At 68.7% G+C, this 19,071-nt stretch carries 20 protein-coding genes; 9 read left to right on the top strand and 11 right to left on the bottom strand.

All coding sequences use genetic code 11. The features are described 5' to 3' along the window. Positions 1–12: 12 nt before the first annotated feature. On the bottom strand, positions 13–1,599 hold the full coding sequence (locus ABZ004_RS19715; RefSeq protein WP_355681385.1) for a diacylglycerol kinase family protein: 1,587 nt from the start codon (positions 1,597–1,599) through the stop codon (positions 13–15). A gap of 105 nt (positions 1,600–1,704) precedes the next feature. Here ABZ004_RS19715 and serS point away from each other — a divergent pair, with 105 nt between their 5' ends. Both serS and ABZ004_RS19705 read left to right on the top strand, forming a co-directional pair. Next, entirely contained in the window at positions 1,705–2,979 is a 1,275-nt protein-coding gene (gene serS / locus ABZ004_RS19710; RefSeq protein ID WP_355681383.1) for a serine--tRNA ligase, read from the top strand. Beyond that, on the top strand, positions 2,976–3,776 hold the full coding sequence (locus ABZ004_RS19705) for an HAD family hydrolase (protein ID WP_355681381.1): 801 nt from the start codon (positions 2,976–2,978) through the stop codon (positions 3,774–3,776). The genes serS and ABZ004_RS19705 overlap by 4 nt, the downstream gene beginning before the upstream one ends. Before the next feature lie 158 nt (positions 3,777–3,934). Here the strand turns inward: ABZ004_RS19705 and ABZ004_RS19700 are convergent, their stop codons facing one another. Continuing rightward, complete coding sequence (locus tag ABZ004_RS19700) at positions 3,935–4,489, bottom strand: WhiB family transcriptional regulator (RefSeq protein ID WP_355681379.1); 555 nt, start codon at positions 4,487–4,489, stop codon at positions 3,935–3,937. Positions 4,490–5,044: 555 nt separating this feature from the next. Between ABZ004_RS19700 and ABZ004_RS19695 the strand changes: the two genes are divergently transcribed. After that, complete coding sequence (locus ABZ004_RS19695) at positions 5,045–5,851, top strand: HAD family hydrolase (protein WP_355681377.1); 807 nt, start codon at positions 5,045–5,047, stop codon at positions 5,849–5,851. A 57-nt stretch (positions 5,852–5,908) separates the two neighbouring features. On the opposite strand, the gene ABZ004_RS19690 is transcribed toward ABZ004_RS19695, so the two are convergent. Both ABZ004_RS19690 and ABZ004_RS19685 read right to left on the bottom strand, forming a co-directional pair. Continuing rightward, positions 5,909–6,517: a bacterial proteasome activator family protein gene (locus ABZ004_RS19690; RefSeq protein ID WP_355681375.1), complete on the bottom strand. Its 609-nt coding sequence runs from the start codon at positions 6,515–6,517 to the stop codon at positions 5,909–5,911. 39 nt (positions 6,518–6,556) lie between these two features. Next, positions 6,557–7,084, bottom strand: a complete 528-nt coding sequence (locus ABZ004_RS19685; RefSeq protein WP_355681373.1) for a CGNR zinc finger domain-containing protein — start codon at positions 7,082–7,084, stop codon at positions 6,557–6,559. A gap of 25 nt (positions 7,085–7,109) precedes the next feature. Here ABZ004_RS19685 and ABZ004_RS19680 point away from each other — a divergent pair, with 25 nt between their 5' ends. Beyond that, complete coding sequence (locus tag ABZ004_RS19680) at positions 7,110–7,277, top strand: hypothetical protein (RefSeq protein WP_355681371.1); 168 nt, start codon at positions 7,110–7,112, stop codon at positions 7,275–7,277. A 9-nt stretch (positions 7,278–7,286) separates the two neighbouring features. On the opposite strand, the gene ABZ004_RS19675 is transcribed toward ABZ004_RS19680, so the two are convergent. From ABZ004_RS19675 to ABZ004_RS19660, 4 genes are all read right to left on the bottom strand, one after another. Further along, complete coding sequence (locus ABZ004_RS19675) at positions 7,287–9,980, bottom strand: FtsX-like permease family protein (protein WP_355681369.1); 2,694 nt, start codon at positions 9,978–9,980, stop codon at positions 7,287–7,289. Between the two features lie 13 nt (positions 9,981–9,993). Next, a complete protein-coding gene (locus ABZ004_RS19670; protein ID WP_355681367.1) occupies positions 9,994–10,713 on the bottom strand; it encodes an ABC transporter ATP-binding protein in 720 nt (239 codons plus the stop codon). Beyond that, positions 10,710–11,282, bottom strand: coding sequence for a PadR family transcriptional regulator (locus ABZ004_RS19665; protein ID WP_355681365.1), 573 nt, complete (start codon positions 11,280–11,282; stop codon positions 10,710–10,712). The genes ABZ004_RS19670 and ABZ004_RS19665 overlap by 4 nt, the downstream gene beginning before the upstream one ends. Before the next feature lie 74 nt (positions 11,283–11,356). Beyond that, positions 11,357–11,929 carry a TetR/AcrR family transcriptional regulator gene (locus ABZ004_RS19660; RefSeq protein ID WP_355681364.1) on the bottom strand — a complete coding sequence of 191 codons (573 nt, stop codon included), beginning with the start codon at positions 11,927–11,929 and terminating at the stop codon, positions 11,357–11,359. Between the two features lie 80 nt (positions 11,930–12,009). Between ABZ004_RS19660 and ABZ004_RS19655 the strand changes: the two genes are divergently transcribed. Then, on the top strand, positions 12,010–12,426 hold the full coding sequence (locus tag ABZ004_RS19655; RefSeq protein ID WP_355681362.1) for a VOC family protein: 417 nt from the start codon (positions 12,010–12,012) through the stop codon (positions 12,424–12,426). A gap of 303 nt (positions 12,427–12,729) precedes the next feature. Here the strand turns inward: ABZ004_RS19655 and ABZ004_RS19650 are convergent, their stop codons facing one another. The 3 genes from ABZ004_RS19650 to ABZ004_RS19640 all read right to left on the bottom strand — a co-directional run bounded on the left by ABZ004_RS19650 (position 12,730) and on the right by ABZ004_RS19640 (position 14,821). Then, on the bottom strand, positions 12,730–13,707 hold the full coding sequence (locus ABZ004_RS19650) for an NAD(P)H-quinone oxidoreductase (RefSeq protein WP_355681360.1): 978 nt from the start codon (positions 13,705–13,707) through the stop codon (positions 12,730–12,732). Positions 13,708–13,994: 287 nt separating this feature from the next. Next, the gene (locus ABZ004_RS19645; protein WP_355681358.1) at positions 13,995–14,537 is read right to left on the bottom strand and encodes an NTP transferase domain-containing protein; all 543 of its coding nucleotides are present in this window, start codon (positions 14,535–14,537) and stop codon (positions 13,995–13,997) included. A 35-nt stretch (positions 14,538–14,572) separates the two neighbouring features. Continuing rightward, a complete protein-coding gene (locus tag ABZ004_RS19640) occupies positions 14,573–14,821 on the bottom strand; it encodes a MerR family DNA-binding transcriptional regulator (protein WP_355681356.1) in 249 nt (82 codons plus the stop codon). A 47-nt stretch (positions 14,822–14,868) separates the two neighbouring features. On the opposite strand from ABZ004_RS19640, the gene ABZ004_RS19635 reads away from it, so the two are divergent. The 4 genes from ABZ004_RS19635 (at position 14,869) to ABZ004_RS19620 (ending at position 18,689) form a co-directional block, all read left to right on the top strand. Continuing rightward, entirely contained in the window at positions 14,869–15,660 is a 792-nt protein-coding gene (locus ABZ004_RS19635; protein WP_355681354.1) for a carbon-nitrogen hydrolase family protein, read from the top strand. 57 nt (positions 15,661–15,717) lie between these two features. Beyond that, on the top strand, positions 15,718–16,779 hold the full coding sequence (gene cobC / locus ABZ004_RS19630) for an Rv2231c family pyridoxal phosphate-dependent protein CobC (protein WP_355681353.1): 1,062 nt from the start codon (positions 15,718–15,720) through the stop codon (positions 16,777–16,779). Between the two features lie 105 nt (positions 16,780–16,884). Further along, a complete protein-coding gene (locus ABZ004_RS19625; RefSeq protein WP_355681351.1) occupies positions 16,885–17,439 on the top strand; it encodes a BatC protein in 555 nt (184 codons plus the stop codon). Next, positions 17,436–18,689, top strand: coding sequence for a cupin domain-containing protein (locus ABZ004_RS19620; RefSeq protein ID WP_355681349.1), 1,254 nt, complete (start codon positions 17,436–17,438; stop codon positions 18,687–18,689). Before ABZ004_RS19625 ends, ABZ004_RS19620 begins: the two co-directional genes overlap by 4 nt. The last annotated feature ends 382 nt before the right edge of the window (positions 18,690–19,071 follow it).

The following is a 19,071-nucleotide window of genomic DNA, read 5'->3' as shown; positions in this document are numbered from 1 at the left end:
GCTGAGCAGCTGTCATCGGCGTTTGGGGACTCGGACCACCAGTGAGCCCGGTTCGACCTCGGCGGTGAGTGACCGGCCCATCCCGATCCCGTCGCCGTCGAGCTGACGCTGGACGTCGACCGCCGCGGTGATCTCCACCCTCCGCCCGGTGAACCGCTCGAGGTACATCTCGGTCCGCTTGGTCCGCGTCATCACCCGCCAGAACACCAGCGGCCACTGGGTCACCCGGCGCGGCGCGATCACCACCACGTCGATCAGGCCGTCGTCCGGCCGGGCGTCGGGCAGCAGCGGGATGTTCGCCTGCAGCATGCCGACGTTGCCGATCACCACGGTCCGGACCCGGCGCTCGACCGGTTCGGCGTCGTCGAGCCGGATCCGGACCTGCACCGACGGGTGGTTGATGTTGCGGGCGGCGGAGACCAGGTACGCCGTCCAGCCGATCTGCGCCTTCAGGTGCGGCGGCGCCTCCGAGATGATCGCGGCGTCCAGCCCGAGTCCGGCCATCACCGCGAACCGGTCGGTGTCCAGCCCATCGCCGGAGACCGTGACCAGGTCGATCCGGCGGTCCCGGCCTTCCAGGATCCGCTCCAGCGCGTCGTCCAGGTCGAGCGGGATGTGCAGGTTCCGGGCCAGCAGGTTGCCGGTACCGGCCGGGATCACGCCGACCGGGATGCCGGTGTTGGCCAGCGCGGCGCAGACCACCCGGACGGTGCCGTCGCCGCCGGCCACCAGGACCAGGTCCGGGTCGTGCTCGATCGCGCGCTTGGCCATCGCGTTGCCGGCGTCGTCGATCCGGGTCTCCAGCCAGAGCGGTTCGTCGTACCCGCGGACCGACAGCGACCGGGTCACCTTCCGCCGGAACGCGACCCCGTCACCGACCTTGATCGGGTTCACGATCACCGCCGCGCGCGGCGGGGCGGCAGAGCCGTCGGTGACCGCCCGTCGACGGCGCCGGCGGAGGCCGGGACGCAGGCCGAAGCCGATCGAGGTGGCGGTGAGGATGGCCAGGCCGAGCGCCCAGCCACCGAGGACGTCCGAGACGTACTGCACGTTCAGCACGACCCGGTCCACCGAGACGATCCAGACCACGGCGATGACCGGCAGGGTGACCAGCAGCCGGAACCGCCGCCGCCAGCCGCGGACGGACGGCAGGACGACCCCGAGCGCGCCGGCCAGTACGAAGGCCGCGGCGGCATGGCCGGAGACGTAGGACCAGCCGTCGGCCTCGACCAGCATCTGCGCCGGACGCGGCCGGTCGAAGATGTGCTTGACGGCCTGGGCCAGGCCCAGTTCGGCGCCGGCCGTCACCACCAGCCAGACCGCCAGCAGGCGAGCCCGGCGATGCCAGAAGTAGGCCGCGACCACCACGATGATCCCGCGCGCGGTCCACGGCACCGAGACTGCGGAGACCACCTGCCAGAACTGGACGACGTTCTGGTGCACGGCGCCGTACTCCGCGACCTCGTCGGCCACCGACAGGTCCCAGCGGCGCAGCGGCGGCCAGTCGCCGAAGACCAGCAGGGTGATGATCGTGAACGGAAGCACCCCGAGGACAACCGTGAGCGCACGGCCGACCTGCGTGGGTGGATGATGGTTCATCGCCCGCTCGAAACCCCCTCGAAAACCCTCTGATGATGACCTGGTGCCAGCTCATCATCCCGAATACACTTCGCCGCCCGGGACACGCCCCGATACCCTCGCTGTGTGATCGATGCCAAATTGCTCCGTGAGAACCCCGATGTCGTCCGTGCGGCCCTGACCAAGCGCGGCGAGAGTACCGACCTGGTGGACCAGGTCCTGGCGGCCGACGGTGATCGTCGATCGTCCATCGCGGCGTTCGAATCGCTGCGCGCCGAGCAGAAGGGGCTCGGCAAGCAGGTCGCCCAGGCCAAGGGCGACGAGCGGGCCGCGCTGCTGGAGCGCACCAAGGCGCTGTCGGCCGAGGTGAAGGCGACCGAGGCCGCCGCGAACGAGGCCGAGGCGCGCTTCGACCAGCTCTCCCGCGACCTGCCGAACCTGGTCTCCGACGAGGCCCCGGTCGGCGGCGAGAAGGACTTCGTGGTCGTCGAGGAGATCGGCAAGCCGCGCGACTTCGCCGCCGAGGGCTTCGAGCCCCGTGACCACCTCGAGCTCGGCGAGCTGCTGGGCGCGATCGACATGGAGCGCGGCGCGAAGATCTCCGGCGCCCGGTTCTACTTCCTCAAGGGCGTCGGCGCGCTGCTCCAGCTCGGCATGCTCCAGCTGGCGATCGCCCAGGCGGTGGAGAACGGCTTCACCCCGATGATCACGCCGACCCTGGTCAAGCCCGAGGTGATGGGTGGCACCGGCTACCTGAACGCCCACGACGACGTCTACCGCCTCGACGAGCCCGAGCTCTACCTGGTCGGTACGTCGGAGGTCCCGCTGGCCGGCTACCACATGGACGAGATCATCGACGTCTCGAACGGTCCGGTCCGGTACGCCGGGTGGTCGTCCTGCTACCGCCGGGAGGCCGGTTCGCACGGCAAGGACACCCGCGGGATCATCCGCGTCCACCAGTTCGACAAGGTCGAGATGTTCTCCTACTGCAGCCTCGAAGACGCCGCCGCGGAGCACCAGCGGCTGCTCGGCTGGGAGAAGGAGATGCTGGACAAGATGGAACTGGCCTACCGGGTGATCGACACCGCCACGGGTGACCTGGGCACCTCGGCGTACCGGAAGTTCGACTGTGAGGCCTGGGTGCCGACCCAGGGCGCCTACCGCGAGCTCACCTCGACCTCGAACTGCACCGACTACCAGGCGCGCCGGCTGAACATCCGGCACCGCGACGAGGACGGCAAGACCCGGCCCGTCGCGACGCTGAACGGGACGCTGGCGACCACCCGCTGGCTGGTCGCGATCCTCGAGACGCACCAGCAGGCGGACGGTTCGGTCCGGGTGCCGGCCGCCCTGCGTCCGTACGTCGGCGGCCGGGACGTGCTCGAACCGGTCGGCAAGTGACCGACGGCTGGCGGCCGAAGGCCGTTGCGCTGGATATCGACGGAACGCTGATCGATCACGACGAGCGGATCTCGCCCGCCGTGATCGACGCGGTCCGCCGGGCGGCCGCCCAGGTGCCGATCATCCTGGCCACCGGCCGGGCGTACCACACCACCAAGCCGGTGGCTGAGCTGCTCGGGCTCACCGACGGATTCGTTGTCGCCAGCAACGGTGCACGGACCGTCCGGTTCCCGTCGGGGACGGCGATCGACGAGCGCACCTTCGATCCGACGACCGTGATCGCCTCGGTGCGCAAGCATGCGCCGAACGCCCGGATGGCGGTCGAGGAGCACGACAACGGCCGGCACGGGTACCGGGTGACCGCGCCGTTCCCGGACGGCGACCTCGGGAAGCAGGCGGTGGTCCGGGTGGTGCCGGACGCCGAGCTCGCGCCGGAACCCGTGACCAGGTTGATCATTCGCGACCCGGACGCGTCCGAGGCGGACTTCGTGCAGCTCGCCGAGCGACTGGGGTTGCACGGGGTCAGCTACTTCGTCGGCTGGACGGCCTGGCTCGACATCGCACCCGAAGGGGTCGACAAGTCGACCGGCCTGAAGGTCGCGCTGGCGCAGTACGGACTGGACTCGGCCGACCTGGTCGCGATCGGTGACGGACGCAACGACATCGAGATGCTCGTCTACGCAGGACTGGGCGTCTCGATGGGTTCGGCACCCGACGAGGTGAAGGTGGCCGCCGACGAGGTGACCAAGTCGGTCCAGGACGACGGTGTGGCCGCAGTTCTCAACCGCTGGTTCTAGCAGTACGGCGAAAATCCTCGCCAGCCTTTTCGTCCTGATGCAATAGTTCCCCGGACGTGCCGAAGGCCCGGATCACCTGCGACTGCAGGGATTCGGGCCTTCGCTGCTGATAGTCCGCTGGCGGGCCGAGTATCAGGGGGCTTTGTTCAGTTCAATTGTCAGGCGACGCGGGTCGTGCCGGGTCGTGGCGCCTGGCAGGGCTGGTCCACCACGGCGTCGAACGCGTCCAGGACGGCGCTCAGCTCCGGGCGGCGACGCGGGGCCTTGCTGGCGGGGCTCTGGCCGCGCCGGGCCCTGCGCAGGTGACGCTTCACCGTCGACAGCGAGCATCCCAGCCGCATGGCCAGGGATTCCAGGCTGTCACTCGGGTACTGCGTCCGCAGCCGCAACACTTCTTCGTGGCTGACCGGGCGGCGCGTTCCGCGGGCTCCGGCCAGTTGGTCGAAGTCGTCGGCCTGCACCTCGACGTCGAGCAGATTGCGCATCGACCTGCGCTGTGCCGCCGTGGTGCCGGCGACGAAGCCGCTGACATCGTGCTCCGCAACGGCGCTGAACAGGCAGTCGGTGAACAACGGGCAGGACGCGCAGAGCGTCTTGGCCTCACGGACCAGCTGGTCGTAGCGCTCCCTGGTCCGCCGCGTCGCGGAGGCGGGCGGCGGGTCTTCCATCAAGCGGTGCTGGAAAATGTCTGTCCGGGCACTGCAGCCGGTCATGGCCCCTTCCATGATGGAAGATGTGTCGACAGCCGCTCGGGAGACGCTGCTCCCTTGCCCCGCTATCGTGGCGCTGCTGACAGTCATCGTGGCTCCCCAAGTTCCAGGACTCTGTGAACGAACGGTGAATGACGTCCGAACAACGAGCCCACTAGCTGATGGACCGACCCCTCTGTTGCCGACCCACCCTGTCGACCGGCGCTGGACGCACCGATCCATTACTGTTGACGTCGCTGAAGTGGATTTGGTTGCACCAAATTCAGCATCAGTTCCGCGACGCTGTTTGCCGGGATGGGGCTGCACCAGATCCTTCGATCCGGAACAGGCGTACGACGCGGTTGAATCGCCCCCGGTTCCCCGCTAGCCACCGCATGAAATCACGCAGAAACCCTGCTGTGCATGGGAACTAGCTGCCTTTGCAGCATCCTGCCGTAACGGTCTGATGACGTTGTTCAACGGTCAACCAGATTGCATGGAAAGCGATGTCCAAATGCTTGCGCCAAGGGCCTCCGGGAGGGTATTAGAGCACCCGCGAGAACCGGCTACGGTGGGCCCGTGTCCGCGCAACGTTCCACCCGCCCACCGTGTCTGATCGCGACCGATCTTGACGGAACCTTGATACACGACGACCGGTCCATCTCGCCGCGCACCAAGGCCGCGGTGCTCGCGGCCCAGGCCGCCGGAAGTGTTTTCGTGATGGTCACCGCACGGCCACCTCGCTGGCTGCACGACCTGGCCGACCTGGTCGGCGACCACGGCGTCGCGATCGTTGCCAACGGCGCCATTCTCTACGATGTCGTTCAGCGCAAGGCGATCCGGACCCGGCTGATCGATCCGGCAGTCGCGCTCGAGGTGGCGACGGCGATCCGGCAGGAGATTCCCGAAGTGGAGTTTGCCGTTGAGCGATCGAGTCGTTACGGACAGGAACCGAGATACCTGAATCGCTGGCCTACTCCGGACGACACGTTGGTCGCCGAACTCGAAGAACTGCTGGCCGAGCCGGCCGCGAAACTGCTCGTCCGGCACCCCAGTTGGCACTCCGACGACCTACTGGCCCGGATCGATCCACTGGTACGGCATCGCGTCGCCGCCAGCCACAGCGGCGGCCACAGCCTGGTGGAGATCGCCGCGAGCGGTGTCTCGAAGGCGTCCATGCTCGCGGATTTCGCTGCAGAACAAGGGATCTCGGCCGCCGACACGATCGCGTTCGGTGACTCGCTGAACGATCTGCCGATGCTCGCCTGGGCCGGCACCTCGTACGGCGTGGCGAATGCGCACCCCGAAGTTCTGGCGATGGTGGATGTGATCTGCCCGGCAAACAACGAGGACGGTGTCGCCACCGTCCTCGAAGAATTTTTCTGAAAGCGCTACGAATGCTTTGTTTATCGCGTCAATTCAAACCGCTACAGCTGCCCTGAATTACAGGTACATCCCGCCGCTGCCGGGGCCGTCGGTATTGCCGGCCTGCGGAGCGCCCGGGAACTGGCCGTCCTCCGGTGGCAGCTGCTGACCACCAGGTAGGGCGCGGCGCATCGACTCGAGCTGCTGCCGGGCGGCCATCTGCTGGGCGAACAGCGCGGTCTGGATGCCGTGGAAGAGTCCCTCGAGCCAGCCGACCAGCTGGGCCTGCGCGATCCGCAGCTCGGCCTCGGTCGGCGTGCTGTCGTCGGTGAAATCGAGACTGAGCCGTTCCAGCTCCTCGACCAGCTCCGGCGCCAGGCCGCTCTCCAGCTCCTTGATGGACGCCGCGTGGATCGTCTTCAGCCGGTTGCGGGATGCCTCGTCGAGCGGCGCCGACTTCACCTCGTCGAGCAGCTGGCGGACCATGTTCGCCACCCGCATCACCTTGGCGGGCTGCTCGACCAGCTCGGTCACCGAGCGCGGCTCGTCGTCGCGCTCGTGGTCGTCCTCGGAACGCGGCGGCCCCTCGACGGCCATGCCGTCCGGACCGACGATCAGGACCTTGCCGTCCTCGGTCTGGGCGCCGGCCATCGGCATCCCCTGGCTCTCGCTGCTGCTCTCACTCATCTGCCCATCCTAGGACCCCGTACTACGGGCCCCGACGGCCTAGTGCCTGGAGCGATGGCGGCGGACGGCGTCCCGGTTGGCGCAGGCGGGGCTGCAGTACCGCTGCCGCCCGCCGCGCGAGAGGTCGGCGTACACGTTGTCGCAACCCTCTGTGCTGCAACGGCCCAATCGAGTGATGCCGCGGCCGGCCAGGTGCAACGCCGTACCGGTGCTGATCAGGGTTGCGACAAGGCGCCCGACCGGGACGTCGTCGGGGCGGTAGTGCATGTGCCACCCGTCGCCCGCGTGATTGGTCAGCCGCGGATGCTCGGTGTACTTGGCGAGCATCTCGTTGGCCAGCCTCACCCGCGTCTCGTCGTCCGGTGCGTCGACCACCGCGAGCCACTCGTCCAGCGCCACCTGTACTGCGGCCAGATCGGCCTGCGTCACCGATCGCGTCCGGACCAGGCGGCTCTCGACGCCGCTCTCCTCGCACCGCTCGGCTAGCTCGGCCGGCGTACGGGCCGGGTTGGTGACCAGGTTGACGGCGAGCAGGACCGCGTCGGCGCCGTAAGGGTTGAGATGCACAATGGCATTACAGCACGATGGACTCATGACCACCACATCAGAACCCCATCGGCACCGCTGGAGCGTCGAGTCCGCCCACCGGGTGAGTGAGGGCCTGCTCGTCTACCAGCGGTGCGACTGCGGACAACGACGGATCGCCAGTACGCCGGCGTACCCGGTCGGCTACCCCGGGCTCGCCACCATCGATGCCTGAGGCAACTAATCAGTCGATCCGGGCCACCATCGGGAGCCGGGAGCGGGTCAGCAGCCAGGCGAGTAGGCCGGCGGCCAACGGCACCACGGTGACGATGCCGCCCAGCTCGCGCCACGGGATCGCGAAGTACGGCGAACCGAAGGCGACCCGGGCGGTGTAGCCGTACAGGGCACCGACGAAGACGCCGAGCAAGCAACCGAGTTCGCCGATCAGCCAGGCCTGGGCGGCAGCGAGATTGCGGCGATGCCGCGGCTTCGCCCCGATCGCACCGAGTGTCGCCAGGTCGGCCCGGCCCTCCGCTGCGGACAGCGCGACGGCGATGGCGACCCCGAGCAGCGTTACCACTCCGGCGACCGACAAGAGGATCAGCATCACGGTATCGGCCGGGCTCTCGTAGCCCTTCTCGATCTTCAGCGCGTCCTCGGAACCGAGGAAGTTCATCGCGTTCGTGAGCTCGTCCTTGGTGGGTTCGCGGGTCAGGGCGAGGTGCGTCTCCTGAACGCTGATCGTGCCGAGCGTCTTGGCGAGATCGGCGGAGACCAGTGCCTGCCGGTCGAAGGCCGCGAGTTCGTGGGACGGCCGGAGTTTGCTGACCGGCAGCTGCTTGGACTTCACGGACGGTTGGTCGGCCCAGGTGCCGAGCTGAGCCTGGCCGCCGTCGAACCCGGTCGACTCGACGACGAGCTTGCCCGCCCGGAGGTCGTTGGCCACGCCGGCGCCGTTGCCGCCGAGGCTCGCGATGAAGTCTGGATCGACCGCCAGCAAGGGCACTGCTGCCATGTCTCTGTCCCGACCGGCGACGCCAGGTGGGAAGGCGACCAGGGGAGGTGTGAAGACGAACTGGCCCTGTCGCTCGGCTCGGGCGTCTGCTGGGCTGACGGGTCCGAGCCGGCTGATGCTCTTGGTCGGCAACGCGTCAGCCACGTTCCGCTCCAGCGCCGAGGTCCAGATCACGGTTCCGGTCCCGGCGCCGGAGTTGAGGGTGCCCGCGTTGTCGCCGTTGTAGCGGACGATCGCGTCGCCCTCCCGGCCGAGCGGTACGTAGTTCTTGGCCGAGGCGGCGTACGAGTTCGCCATCGCGAAGGCCATCGCCGCCGTGGCCGCGACCGACATCATGATCGCGGCGGCAGCCGGACCGGTGCGGTGCCGGTGGCGTGCGGCGTCGCGGAGGGCAAGCCGTCCACTCAGTGGCAGCGCCCGGCCGATCGTGGCGGCCTTCGCGATCAGGTTCGGCAGCACCCAGACCAGTCCGATGACCACGCTGGTGATCCCGAGCAGGATGAGCGCGATCGGCGTCTCCGGCGTGATCCCGCCTTTGTAGTACTCGGGGTGAGCGGCCGCCTCCTTCAGGTATTGCTGGTAGACGGCTGCCATCCAGCTGGTGCCGAGCACGACCGCGCCGATACCGGCACCGACCATGATCAACGCCGGCCGCCGCAGCCGTACTCCGGTCCCGCCGGCAGCGAACCGCCCCGCCAGTGCAGCCATCGGCGGCCGCTTCGCCGCGGCACGAGCCGGTACGACGGCCGCCAGCAACCCGGCGATCGCACCGATCGCGCCGATCACGACGAGCCGTCCGACCGGGAAGTCCCAGGCCAGGATCAGCTGTCCGAAGAGTGTTTCCCACAAGGGTTTCCCGGCGATCAGCGTGATCGCGGCCACCGCGATGCCACTGCCGGACCCGGCCAGGCCGATGACGATCCCCTGGGCGATGACGATGCGGCGGATGTCGGCCGGGGTACCGCCGGTTGCCACGATCAGCCCGAGGGTGCGGGTCTGCCGACGGGCGCTCACGGCGAACGCCGTACCGGCCAGAAGGACGATCTCGAGGACGCCGAAAGCGACGACCAGCGCCACCACGGCCATTCCACCGCCGTCGTAGGTGTCTTCGAAGCCTGGTGGTGGGTCGACGATGACGGCCCGCGGTGTGAGGACCACGCCCTGACCGGCCAGTTTCCCCTGCAGGGCTTGAAGATCCGTACCCGCCGGAAGACTCGCCACGTACCGCAGCTCGGAATCCGTGCCCTGCTTGGTCAACGCCGATCCGGGCGGCGCCCAGATCGATCGCTCCTGGGTGGCGGACGGACTCTTGGTGATGCCGACCACCTTGTAGCTGGGGCCGTCCAGCACCGACACCCGTGCGGCCGGCTCGAGCTTGCCTCCGGCCAGCAGGCCGAGATGTTTCGCCAGCTCGGGGCTGAGGGCAACTTCATCGGATGCCTTGGGCAACCGTCCGTGGTCGAGACGGTAGGAACCCGCCGACAGGCCGTCGGTGCCGTCGACGAGGATGACCGGATAGGAGGCAGCGGCCGAGCCGGTGGTTCTGAGCGTGGTCGTGCTGACGACGCCGGTCCGAGCGGCCAGTTTCGAACCTGGCGGGAGAAGCTGCGCCAGATCGACCTTGCCGGGATCGCGCTGGTCGTCGAGGGTCGAGTCCTGGGTGTAGGTGTAGCCGCCGTCGATGACTTGCCGGAATTCGCCGGGGTCGAGCGTCCGGTGGATCGTCACGACGACCTGCGCGTCCGCCCTGCCGATCAGCTCGGTCGCCAGCGGTTCGCCCTTCGGCGACAGGCTGGGCGTCACGATCGCCAGGAAGGCGGCGGCCATCACCGGCACCCCGATCAGGGCCGCGATCAACGCGGTGCGGCCGGGCGAGCGGAGCGCCGTACGGCGGGCGATCTTGAGCGCTGGTCCCCAGGACATCAGTGGCCCCTCGTCATGGTGCCGTCAGCAGCACGTCGGCGTCCGGCAGCGGGCCGGCCTGGCCTACCAGGACACCATCGCGCAGGTAGACGACGCGATCCGCCCAGGCGGCGTGCCGGGCGTCGTGGGTGACGAGGACGCCGGCGATGCCGTGCTGGTCGCAGCGGTCGCGGAGCAGTTGGAGGACGGCCTCGCCGGTGCCGGAGTCGAGGGCGCCGGTCGGCTCGTCGGCGAGCAGGATCCGTCGGTCGCCGACGATGGCGCGAGCGATCGCGATCCGCTGCCGCTGGCCGCCGGACATGTCCTCGGGAAACCGGTCGGCCAGCTCGGGGATGGCCACTTCCAGCAGGGCTGCTTCGGCATACTTGCGCGCAGTACGGGCACGGGCACCGTCCAGTTCGAGGGGCAGGGCGACGTTCTCGACCGCGGTCAGGGCGGGGATCAGGTTGAAGTCCTGGAAGACGTAGCCGATCCGGCGCCGGCGCAGGGCCGCGACCGCGTTCCGGCTGAGCGTCGTGATGTCGTTGCCGTCGATCAGGATCTCGCCGCTGGTCGGCTGGTCGAGCCCGCCGGCGCAGGTGAGCAGGGTGGACTTGCCGGAGCCGGACGGGCCCATCACGGCGACCAGCTCACCGGCCGCGACGGCCAGGTCGACGCCGCGGAGCGCGTGCACAGCCTGGTCGTCGGTGCCGTGCTGCCGGGTCAGCCGGCGGATGTCGAGTATGACGTTCATCGTCTGACCCCCGGGTCGATGTTCAGCTTGGTGCCTTTGGGTAGCTGGGTCTTTCCGTGCTGGGCGAGCATCGACTCGCAGTGGTCCAGCCAGCGGATCTCGGCCTCGGCGGAGAAGATCATCGACTCCAGCACCAACCGCCAGGAGATGTCGCTGTCCTTGCTCTGCCGTTTCAGCCGGGTCAGCTCCTGCAGCGCCTGCATGGTGGAGTTCCGCTGTCGCTGTACGACGGCGGTCACGTTCACCCCCGGTACGGCGAGCGCGAGGGCGAGCTTGATCGCCAGCTCGTCGCGCGGCCGGGACTCCCGGGTCACCGGCGTCTCGAACCAGCTGGTCAGCTCGGCCCGGCCCGCCTCGGTGATCTCGTACATCGATCTGCCGTCGCCGTCCCCCTCGCCGTGCGCGGCCGCGACCAGGCCGTCCCGCTCGAGCCGGGTCAGGGTCGTGTAGACCTGCCCGATGTTCAGCGGCCAGGTCGTCCCGGTCGCCGCCTCGAACTCCCCGCGCAGCTGGTAGCCGTACTTGGCCTCCGCCCGCAACAGGGCCAGCAATCCGTGCTTGATCGACATAGATACTGAGTATGCATACTCGGTATCCGCGGGTCAATCTCCGGGCTGCTCCGGGCTGCGCTGGGCTGCTCGGGCTATTCCGGGCGGACCAGGCGGTGGACGATCCGGGTGGTGACGGCGTCCACGTCGTACGGGCGGCCGGTGCCGGGGGTCAGCTGGTCCAGCACCAGACCGTCGAGCGCGAAGTGCAGGAGCCGGACCTCTTCGGCGCCTCCCGGCAGGCCGGCCTGGACGTGGAACGAGACGTCCAGGTCGAAGCCTTGGCGGAGGGTTCGGGCGAGGATCTCGTGCAGGCCTGGGTTGCGTGCGGCTTCGAGTCTTAGGTCGAGCAGGGCGAGAGTCAGTTCCGGTCGACCGAGGAGGCGCTCGACGATGTAGCGCACGTAGTCGACGACCAGGTCGATCCCCGGCTCACGCTCGGCGAGGGGTGCGAGCACCGCTTCGTCGGGGGCGAGACGTTCGAAGATCCGCTCGCCGAGAGCGCCGAGGAGTGCGTCGCGGGTGCGGAAGTAGTTCGATGCGGTGCCTGCGGGGAGGCCTGCGGCGGCGTCGACCGCGCGATGGGTCAGACCGCGGGCTCCGGACTTCGCCAGTACGGCGAGGCCGGCGTCGGCCAGCTGGGTGCGGCGTTCCGAGTTCTTGGGCACGTTGACAAGCATAGCAGTGGTCGACTACAACTGTCGTGGTTAACAACGACAGCTGTAGTAGTTCGTTCTTGAGGAGTTCTATGCAACCCGCAGCTTTCGGTGCCACCGTGGTCACGTCCCGGCCCGCGGAGGTCGCCGCCTTCTATGTCCAGCACTTCGACCTGCAGATCACCATCGATCTCGGCTGGTTCATCTGCGTACGCCGCGGCGATGCGTCCTGGGAGCTCGCGATCACCGAACGCGGGCACGCCTCGGTGCCGCCCGCGGTGTCTGCCCTGAAGGACAGCACCAACATCTTCGGCTTCATCGTCGACGACGCCGACAAGGTCGCCTCAGCCCTCACCGAAGCAGGCGTATCGCTGGAGACCGAGGTCGTCACCGAGCCCTGGGGTCAACGCCACTTCTTCGTCCGAGACCCCGAAGGCACCTGGCTCGACGTCATCCAGCTGGTAGCACCGGACCCGGACTGGCTCGCCGCCAACATGCCCACCTCCTAGCAGATGCCCGCCCCTCGCCGGTCGCGGTCTCCTGCGGGGTCCGCCTCGCCCGTGGCGGCTCGGTCGAACCTCGCCACCGACCGCCGCCAACTCACCGCGCGGGCCGGGCGGGTGCCCGCCTCGCCGGTGCCCAGTGGTTCCCGGCCCCGGTGGTGCCCGGCCCCGGTGGTGCCCGGCCCCGGTGGTGCCCTCGCGGGGGTGCCCGGCCCCGGTGGTGCCCTCGCGGGGGTGCCGGCACCTTGCGAATCCGCTTTCCCCTACCTGTGAGCGAACGGAGGAGCCGGCGTCTTCGTAGTACGGGCTTCAGAGGGTGAGGAGGACTTTGCCGATCTGGGTGGATTGTTCCAGGGCCTCGTGGGCCTGGGCGACCGCGGCGAGGGGGAAGGTGCGGTGGACGATCGGGCGGACCTTCTTGGCGGCGACGAGCGGCCAGACGTGGCCGACCACCTCGGCGAGAATGCGGCCCTTGTCCTCGACCGACCGGACCCGCAGGCCGGCGCCCGTGATGGACCCGCGGCGACTCATCAGCCGGCCGAGATCGAGTTCGCCGCGGGTGCCGCCCTGCATGCCGATCACGACCAGCCGCCCGTCGTACGCGAGTGACTTCACGTTGTCCTGCAGGTATTTCGCGCCCATGATGTCGAGGATGACGTCGGCGCCGGCCTTGTTCGTCGCCTCGCTGACCACCGAAGCCCACTCGGCTTCCTTGTAATTGATCGCCACGTCGGCACCGAGTCGCGTACAGAAATCCATCTTGTCCGTACTGCCGACCGTGCACAGCACCCGAGCACCGTGCGCGACCCCCAACTGGATCGCCATCGTGCCGATCCCGGACGCGCCACCGTGCACCAGCAGCGTCTCGCCCGCCTTGAGATGTGCACCCATGAAGATGTTCGACCACACCGTCGCGACCACCTCGGGAAGCGCGGCGGCGCTGATCAGGTCGACGCCATCCGGCACGGGCATCACCTGCGGAGCCGGTACGACGACCTTCTCCGCGTACCCACCGCCGGCGAGCAACGCGCAGCACTCGTCCCCGACCGACCAGCCCTCGACCTCGGCACCGACGGCCGAGATCGTCCCGGACACCTCGAGCCCGATCGTCCCGGGTGCACCGGGCGGCGGCGGATAGTTCCCCTGCCGCTGCAGCAGATCGGCCCGGTTCACCCCGGCCGCGACGACGTCGATGACCACTTCGTCCACCGCCGGCGTCGGATCCGGAATCTCACCAATCGTCAGAACCTCGACCCCGCCCGCACCCTCACAAACAACAGCTCGCATACCGCCCACCGTACTGGTTCCGGCTGCCCCGGCGATTCCCCGTCAACCGGTCAGCGATTCCCCGTCACCCCTCCAGCGATTCGGCGATCGCCATCACCTATCGAGCCCCCGCAACTGCGATAGCTCCCACCAATCACCCGGTCCGGACCGCCACACCATCAGTACTCCGGCCTTCGCCGCCGACTCCGGGCTCTCCCCGCCGACTCCCGCCTGAGCGGCCGCGATCGGGCGCCTTCGACCCTCGGTGAAGCGCAGTACTGATGGCGTGGCGGTCCGGGCGAGCGGTTTCAGGGTGGAGTGAGGTCGGTCCAGGTGTCGGCGTCGTTGGCGGCGGGAGTGGGGTCGCTCCACGCGAGGTCGAGTCCGGCGAACAGACGGCGTACGGACTTGTTCTGGGGATCGCCGATCGTGTCGAGGGCGGCAGACAACGCCGTACGCCGGTACGCCGCGGCGAGCCATTGCTCTCGACCACCGCTGTCCCGCAACCCGAAGCCGTCATGCTCCCCGACTCCCGCGACAATCTCCGCGACCTCGACCTCGGTCAGCCACGGCAGATCGCACGAAACCACGACCACCACAGGCGATCCGCCCATCGCCAACCCAGCGGCGATCCCCGCCACCGGACCACCCGCGGGCGGATCCTCGATCGCCCACTCAACTTCCCGGCCCACCGCGCGACGCGGCCCCACCACCACTGTCGATCGCGCCGAACTAGTTGCCCTCAGCACCCGATCCAGCAGCGTGACCCCGTCGACCTCGACCAGCGCCTTGTCCACACCCCCGAACCGCGCCGACGCACCCCCCGCCAACACCAATGCATCAAACTCCACCTGAGCAGTCTCCTCCACGTGACCTGAGGCACTGATCAAGACCCGCTTCGCCGGTCGGGTGAGGCGACCGTGAGCGTCGGCGGAGAAGGTTGGACAGTGCAGGCGGTTCGGGTCAGTCGGCCGGCATCATCGCCGCCCGGCGGGCTGTCAGCTGTTCCAGCTCCTCGGCCGACAACCGTCGGCTGCAGCAGCCCGATCGCGTCGTAGTGGTGCAGCGATCGCACGCTGAGTCCGGTGGCCTTCGCGAGCTCGCCGATCCGCCACGTCCTGGCGTCGATGTTCATGCGTCGAAGCTAGGTCCTGACGCCGGGTGAGGTGCAACCATGGAGTTGTGAAGATCGCTGTGGTGCAGACCGCCAGTTCGCAGGACAAGGCCGCCAATCGCGAGCTGGTGGCGCGGTTCGTCGCCGATGCCGCGCGGGACAAGCCGGACCTGGTCGTCCTGCCGGAGGCGATGATGGCCGACTTCGCCGACGGCGGCGGATCGGTCGGGCCGCCGGCCGAACCGCTGGACGGCGAGTTCGTCAGCATGCTCCGCAAGTGCGCGGTCGAGCACGGTACGGCGATCGTGGCCGGCATGTTCGAGCGCAGCTGCGACGAAGCACGCCCGTACAACACGCTCCTCGCGGTCGGTCCCGACGGCGAGCTGCTCGGCGCTTATCGCAAGATCCACCTGTACGACGCGTTCGGGTACCGCGAGTCGGACCAGCTGACGCCGGGCGACGTCGCGCCGGTGGTGGTCGAGATCGCGGGGCAGAGGGTCGGCCTGATGACCTGCTACGACCTGCGCTTCCCCGAATTGTCGCGAGCGCTGGTCGACGCGGGTGCCGAGATCCTCGCCGTACCGGCTGCTTGGGTGCGCGGTCCGCTCAAGGAGCACCACTGGACCACACTCCTCACGGCCCGCGCGATCGAGAACACCTGCTATGTCGCCGCGGCGGCCCAGAACGGCAAGAAGTACTCCGGGCTCAGCCAGATCATCGATCCGCAGGGCATCGCGATCGCCGCCGCGGGTGAGGCCGACGGCCATGCCACCGCGATCGTCAGCGCCGAGCGCCTCGCCAAGATCCGCACCCAGAACCCGTCCCTGCAGAACCGTCGCTACACAGTCACCCCGCGTTAACCTCCACAACCAGTACTACGCTCGCCCGCGCCAGGTCGTACGGGTTAGCCTCCTGGGGTGACGGATCGGGTGGATGGGTTCGACCTGGAGCATCACGGTGACCTCGAGGTCGGAGGTGGGCTGGTCGACCTCGCGGTGAACGTCAGAGCCGGTACGCCGCCGGCCTGGCTGCTCGATGAGATCACCGCCGGCCTGACCGACCTCGCGTCGTACCCACGCCAGGATGCCGCCCTCGCCGCTCTTGCCGCCCGGCACGGGTGTGCGCCCGAGCAGATCCTGCTGACGGCGGGTGCCGCCGAGGCATTCGTGCTGATCGCGCGAGCGTTCCGGCCGAAGCACCCGGTCGTCGTGCACCCGCAGTTCACCGAGCCGGAAGCGGCACTCCGCTCGGCCGGTCACCTGGTCGACCGCGTCGTACTGCGCCCCGAGGACGGCTTCGTCCTCGACCCGCGCCTGGTGCCGGCCGATGCTGACCTCGTTGTCATCGGCAATCCGACCAATCCGACCTCGGTTCTCCATCCCGCCGACGAACTGCGCGAGCTCGCCCGCCCGGACCGGATCCTGGTGGTCGACGAAGCCTTCATGGATGCGGTGGCGGGCGAACCCGAGTCGTTGGTCGGTGCCTCGATTCCAGGGCTGGTGGTGATCCGGAGTCTGACGAAGACCTGGGGGTTGGCGGGGCTGCGGATCGGCTACGTTGTCGCGGCCGCTGGGCTCATTGAGCAGCTGGCCGCAGTACAGCCGCATTGGCCGGTGTCCACTCCTGCGCTTGCTGCGGCGATTGCTTGCAGCAACGAGCGGGCGATGGCGGAGTCCGCTGCGGCTGCTCTTGAGTTGGACCGGCAGCGTGCGCATCTGCTGGCGGGGCTCGGGGTTGGGCCGGGGGTTGGGCTTGGGCTTGGCGAAGGCGTTTCGACGTACGGCGTACCGCGGGGGCCTTTTGTGCTTGTGCACGTTGAGGGTGCGGCGGCGGTCCGGGAGGCGTTGCGGGAGCGGGGTTATGCGGTTCGGCGGGGGGACACTTTTCCGGGGCTCGGGCCGGACTGGTTGCGGATCGCGGTTCGGCCGGAGGAGATCACGGACGGGTTCCTGAATGTCTGGCGGGATGTGTTCGGCTGATCGGTGCCGAACCGAGTGCTCGCTGTAACTCCGGAGGGGGTTTAGTCCCGGTCTACTTTGCGCACAAGGGAGTACACCGAAGCACTTCTCGAAGGGAGCAGCATCATGGGCATTGAGGGTGACGACATCACGACCTCGTCCGGCGACGGCGAAGGCCTGGCCGACGGCGGTGCGACAGCTGGTGCGCACGACGGCGGTGCCGATGGTGGCGCCGACGGTGGCGCGTCATACGGCTCGGGTGGTTCGGGTGGCTCGGATGGTGAGGGACTTGCTGACGGCGGGGCAGCGGCCGGCGCACACGACGGTGGTGCCGACGGCGGCGCGGAGGGCCCCGCGGACGGCGGCGCTTCCTCTGGTGTGAGCGACGGCGGTGCTGACGGCGGTGCTGACAGTGGAGCGGAAGGCCCTGCTGATGGCGGCGCTTCGGAGGGCGTGAGTGATGGCGGTGCTGATGGTGGCGCCGAAGGCCCCGCGGATGGTGGGGCTTCGCAGGGTGTGAGCGATGGCGGTGCTGATGGTGGTGCCGACAGTGGTGCGGGTAGCGATGGCAGCGCTGACTCGGAGGGTCCTGCTGACGGCGGGGCTTCGGAAGGTGTGAGTGACGGCGGTGCTGATGGTGGAGCCGACGGCGGAGCGAGCGAGGGCTCCGGAAGTTGGTGACTACACAGCCGGAGGCCGGGCAGCAGTCGTCGGACGGCAGCCCGGCTCTTCGACGGTGTGTGCGCGGGGACCTCGAGGAGTTCGCCAGTAGCTACTGGGGTAGTCAGGCACTGCTCTCGCCGGCTCCGGACATTCCGGCCGACGGCTTCGCCGACCTGTTCAGCCTGGCTGCCGCGGACGAGTTGCTGTCCCAACGCGGTCTCCGTACGCCGTTCCTTCGGATCGCCAAGAACGGCACGGTTGTCGGCGACAACCAGTTCACCGGTGCCGGCGGAGTCGGTGCGGAGATCGGTGACCAGGTACGGGACGACAAGGTCGCTGCACTCTTCGCCAGTGGACACACGGTTGTGCTGCAGGCCCTGCACCGAACCTGGCCGCCTCTGGTCGACTTCGCTACTCAGCTGTCGGTTGAAGCCGGGCACCCGGTGCAGATCAACGCGTACATCACACCGCCTGAGTCACAGGGTTTCTCGGCGCACTACGACGTACACGACGTCTTCGTACTCCAGATAGCCGGTGAGAAGCACTGGACTGTCCACGCACCGGTCCACGTCGACCCACTGCGCAACCAGCCCTGGACTGACCACTCCGCTGCTGTCGCTGCAGCGGCGCGCGACCGGGAGCCGGTGATCGACGCCGTACTGCGGCCTGGCGACGCGCTGTACGTACCACGTGGCTTCCTGCACTCCGCGAAGGCTCTCGGCGGAGTCAGTGCACACCTAACCGTCGGTCTGCACACTCTCACTCGGTACCTCCTCGTGCAGGAGCTAGCCGCGCTTGCTGCGAACCAGGCTGATCTGCGCACTGCACTGCCGCTTGGGTTTGACTCTGGTGATCCTGCTCAGGTCGCGCAGCACTTCGAGAAGGTGCTGCCCCTCCTGGTCGAGCAGATCCAGTCGACGTCGGCCGAAGAGCTCGCGGTTCGCCTACGTCGCCGTACCTGGTCCGGCAACCGCCCAGCACCACTAGGCCCACTCGCCCACGCTGCAGCGATCACATCCCTTGCAGTCGGTACGACGGTTCGCCTGCGCACCGGTCTTCGCTATCGGCTCGTCCCTGGTGATCCGGTACTGCTCCAGCTGTCCGATCGCACCATCTCGTTGCCAGCAGCAACAAGCGAGGCCGTCGCGCGACTCTGTTCGGGCGACGAGGTCCGAGTCGGCGACCTACCAGGCCTGGACGAGGCCGACCAGTTGGTCGTAGTACGCCGCCTGATGACCGAGGCAGTAGTAGTCGCAACCCCCCACTGACCCTGGCACCCACCCCCGCCCGACCTGGTGAGACCCCACATGACCGACCCGGCGACTCCACACCACGACCCGGTGACACCGGACGACCGCCCGGAGACACCCCGCTTCCGCCGGCCCCGGAGACCTCCGCTTCGGCCGACCTGGAGACGCCCGCTTGCGCCGGTGGAGTCGCCTGGGACTGATTCGGTGAGAGTGTATGACCGAGCCGGTGGCGGCCGATGGGGACGCCTGTGACTGAGTCGAGGTACCAGCCGGACACCGGCTGCGCGGCCTCAGCCGAACAACGCGGTGACTCGTTGATGGCCTCAGCCCCACCGGCCCAACGCTGGCTCCTCATCGAGTCCCGATCCCCCTGGCCCCGAGACGCCCTGACCACCCTCGC

It is taken from the genome of Kribbella sp. NPDC006257, assembly GCF_040613535.1.
Taxonomy (GTDB): Bacteria; Actinomycetota; Actinomycetes; order Propionibacteriales; family Kribbellaceae; genus Kribbella.
The sequence above is the reverse complement of the archived record's forward strand: the minus strand, read 5'-3'. Positions and strand labels throughout refer to the sequence as shown.